The sequence below is a fragment of the Mesorhizobium sp. M7D.F.Ca.US.004.03.1.1 genome (assembly GCF_003998635.1).
In the GTDB taxonomy this organism is placed as follows: domain Bacteria; phylum Pseudomonadota; class Alphaproteobacteria; order Rhizobiales; family Rhizobiaceae; genus Mesorhizobium; species Mesorhizobium loti.
This window is the reverse complement of the sequence record NZ_RZQG01000761.1, coordinates 1-2,899: the sequence shown is the minus strand read 5'-3', so window position 1 is coordinate 2,899 and position 2,899 is coordinate 1. Positions and strand designations below refer to the sequence as shown.

The window sequence follows — 2,899 nt, the reverse complement described above, 5'->3', positions numbered from 1 at the left end:
CGCCTTTTACCGCTCGGGAGCCTTGGTCTTCGGGGGAGGCCATGTGGTGCTGCCGCTGCTGCAAACGGCGGTCGTCAATACGGGCTGGGTGAAGAGCGAAGCGTTCCTGCAGGGATATGGACTGGCGCAGGCGATGCCGGGACCGCTCTTCACGTTCGCTGCCTATCTGGGGAGCGTGGCAAGCCCAGTTCCGAATGGCCTGGCTGGCGCAGCGATCGCGCTTGTAGCGATCTTTCTCCCCGGTACGCTGCTCGTTTGCGGCATGTTGCCGTTTTGGGACGCCCTGCGGTCGCGGCCAGGCGCCCAGGCTGCGATGCGCGGTGCGAATGCGGCTGTGGTCGGAATCCTGGGGATGGCTCTCTACGATCCGGTGTGGAAGAGCGCCGTCGTCACGCCAGGGGATTTTGCTCTGGCTGTGACAGGGTTCTTGCTTCTGGTCGTTTGGCGGATGCCGTCGTGGGTTGTGGTGGTGTTTCTTGCCGCTGCTGGCGCGCTGCGCGCCTCGGTGATGTGACAATGGCCTTTGCAATGGCGCGTGCCTGAATCCTGGCGTTGGCGAAGCAGCCACGAACATTTGGCCGCATTCCCGTGAACCATAGATCCGGCAGTGTCGGGCGATGATCGCCGCCGTTGAAAAGCGGAACGCCTTTGCCTTCCAGAAGGCCAAGCTTGCCCACCATCGGTTCGAGGCCAGTGCGATGGCGCGTCGTCGCGATCACGATTTCGGGGCCGACCAGGATTGCCATTGGCCAGGATCACGCCACGCGTGGTAAATGCCTCACCGCAGGAAGAGCGATGACTTTGCGGACCTTCATGGGCTCGACTGCACCGTCGTCGGTCGCAATCGCGGTGTGCACCGAGGCGAAGGCTGGTCGAGCAATGCCGACCGCAAAACCCGAGCAAAACTGATCGCAGCCAAAGCCATAAACCCGTCACTGTGAGGCTCGGTCGGGGGTCTTATGGATGTGATTTTGATTGCATCCATCTTTTAGAAATCCATAATATAGGGCGCATTGAATTCGGCTTGTTTGGGGAGGAAGTGTCATGCCTAAGGTTTCGGATCTCTTTTTTAAGACAGCTATCGTGTGGCTCATTCTGGGGATTGGCGCCGGCCTACAAATGGCGATCTCGGGCGACCATGGTGCCTTTCCGGCACATGCACACATCAATCTGCTCGGCTGGGTCACATCCGCAATCTTTGGCGGGTACTATGCGCTTAACCCGGCAAAGGCGGCGCGGAGAATCGCGATGGTCCACTACGGCGTGTATAACGTCGGGCTGATAATCATGCTGCCAGCGCTTTATCTGATGCTGCAAGGCAATACGGCACTTGAGCCGGTCGTCGCTGGCGGCTCGCTGATCGTCGCAGCCGCTGTGCTGCTTTTCGCACTCGTGGTTTTCTCGAGCGGAAGCGTGCGCTCGGTGTCTGAGTTATCGCCCGCAACACGCTGACTTGACCGCGGAAGTCATTGCGCCGGTGCGTCAGCAAAAGCCGCGCCCGGTAGCAGATTTCCGACTGGATGTAAGCCTAGCGGAACCAGCCAGTGCGCATCACGTGGGCGATGCCAGCGCATCGGCCTTGTCGGTCTTGTTGCGCTGCGCCGACATCGAGACACGCACATGTTGAGTCTCCAGTCAGATGGCCGGTCCCTATCGGTAACCGACCCCCGATATGTAATCGCGGAGAAGTCTATCTTCGTTTTCAGATTCGCCCAATAATGCTTGCAGCGCATCTCGTGTGTAAATAATGCCGATTGGCTTTTGTGCCTCATCGAGGACCGGAATGCGCTGAAGACCCCGTTCATTCATCACGGTCCACACATCAAGAAGCCCCTCATTCTCTCGGCAATAGGTAACATCGCGCGTCATGATGCTGTCTATCCTGGCCGTACAACCGAATCCGAGACACTGACTGATCTGGCCAACAATGTCGGTCTTTGTAACGACACCGACCATGTTCCCTCGCTCACACACCACAACGAGGTCGGTGTGCGGCTTGGACATCATTCTGGCCGCTTCTTTAATCTGAGCCTTTGCTTCGATTACCGCGAGCCGCTCGAACGCGCGTGGCAACATCTTCCCGACCAACATCGTTCCTGTTCCTGTGAAATCGCTTGGCGTGAAAATCCGTGGGCGCTCAGGATTGTCCGTAGGGTAACAGCGCCCTGTTATTATCGGCAATCAAATCGGCATACGATAGCCGTAGAACTCATGATCCTCATTGTAACCGCCCTGACCCGCGCCGAGGTCGGCGAAATCGCGCACGAACTCGATCGCTGCGACCCATTTGACCATCTTGAAGCCCAACTCGTTTTCGCACCTGAGCCGCAAGGGCGCGCCATGTAAAACGCTAAGCGGGGCGCCGTTCATCTCGTAGGCGAGGATCGTCAGGTCATGGCTCATGTTTTCGATCTTGTGGACGTCGTAGTAGCGACCACCATCGGCACCATCGGCCAGCGAGTAGAACACGGCGTAGAGGGCCGCTGGTGTCGGCTTCACCAGGTCCAGAATATCGCGCATGGGCATGCCGCCCCATTCGGCAACGCCGGACCAACCCTGGATGCAGAAATGCGTAGTGATCTGTTCCTGCTTTGGCATTGCCCTTAGATCGGCCAGGGAGAAGTCGCGGGGTGCTTCGACGAGGCCGCCGACGCGGAGTCGGTAGCTGGCGAAATTCTCGGCCACGAGATCGTCGAATTCCTTCGAATTCGGCATTGTCCCGTTCGGCCAAAAATAGGGCGAGATATCCTTCTTCGTCAGTTGCGAGCGCGCATCCCAGCCTTCCGCCAGCCCCATCAGCCAGCCGATCATGAACGCGCCGGTGCGCTGCACCAATCGGGCGTGGCTGATGGTGAAGGGTGAGACGACTAGCCATGCTGCGAGGAGGATGGCCATCGCG

At 58.8% G+C, this 2,899-nt stretch carries 4 protein-coding genes and 1 pseudogene; 2 read left to right on the top strand and 3 right to left on the bottom strand.

Annotation, left to right across the window (positions count from 1 at the left end; all coding sequences use genetic code 11):
- Together EN935_RS29380 and EN935_RS29375 are read left to right on the top strand one after the other, a co-directional pair.
- Positions 1-514, top strand: a 514-nt coding sequence (locus EN935_RS29380; RefSeq protein ID WP_206534600.1) for a chromate transporter, incomplete at its 5' end; no start/stop codon positions are given.
- Positions 515-1,044: 530 nt separating this feature from the next.
- Complete coding sequence (locus EN935_RS29375) at positions 1,045-1,452, top strand: hypothetical protein (protein WP_127265851.1); 408 nt, start codon at positions 1,045-1,047, stop codon at positions 1,450-1,452.
- 79 nt (positions 1,453-1,531) lie between these two features.
- Here the strand turns inward: EN935_RS29375 and EN935_RS29370 are convergent.
- The 3 genes and pseudogenes from EN935_RS29370 to EN935_RS29360 form a co-directional block, all read right to left on the bottom strand.
- A pseudogene (locus tag EN935_RS29370) lies at positions 1,532-1,647 on the bottom strand (IS110 family transposase); the annotation flags it as partial.
- A 3-nt stretch (positions 1,648-1,650) separates the two neighbouring features.
- On the bottom strand, positions 1,651-2,091 hold the full coding sequence (locus EN935_RS29365; RefSeq protein WP_127265853.1) for a CBS domain-containing protein: 441 nt from the start codon (positions 2,089-2,091) through the stop codon (positions 1,651-1,653).
- 90 nt (positions 2,092-2,181) lie between these two features.
- Positions 2,182-2,899, bottom strand: a 718-nt coding sequence (locus EN935_RS29360) for a molybdopterin-dependent oxidoreductase (RefSeq protein ID WP_164771420.1), incomplete at its 5' end; no start/stop codon positions are given.